Origin of the sequence: Pseudomonas sp. 2822-17 (assembly GCF_002742485.1) — a bacterium.
Taxonomy (GTDB): domain Bacteria; phylum Pseudomonadota; class Gammaproteobacteria; order Pseudomonadales; family Pseudomonadaceae; genus Aquipseudomonas; species Aquipseudomonas cyclaminis.
This window is the reverse complement of record NZ_LJRZ01000261.1, coordinates 1-238: the sequence shown is the minus strand read 5'-3', so window position 1 is coordinate 238 and position 238 is coordinate 1. Positions and strand designations below refer to the sequence as shown.

The following is a 238-nucleotide window of genomic DNA, read 5'->3' as shown; positions in this document are numbered from 1 at the left end:
TTCTACAATTTACTGATGTGTTAGTGGATGGACCATTTTTGGAGAGGGAAAAGGATTTATCACTTCCTTTTAGAGGAAGCAGAAATCAGCGGATTATTGCATTGTCATCATAGTTTTGTCATGAAGAAAAAGTACGTGGAGAGCTTGGTTACATTTTACCAAGCTCTTTTCCGTTAAATGAGATAATAACTTGTTTAATAGACTGTTCTTCCCCATTAACTGAAAGCTTGTTTAAAGA

1 protein-coding gene is annotated in these 238 nt (G+C 34.9%); it reads left to right on the top strand.

The genetic code is table 11. The annotated features are described in order from the left end of the window. On the top strand, window positions 1-113 hold a 113-nt coding region (locus AOA60_RS03715), incomplete at its 5' end, for a 4Fe-4S cluster-binding domain-containing protein (RefSeq protein WP_143522372.1). Window positions 114-238: the final 125 nt, after the last annotated feature.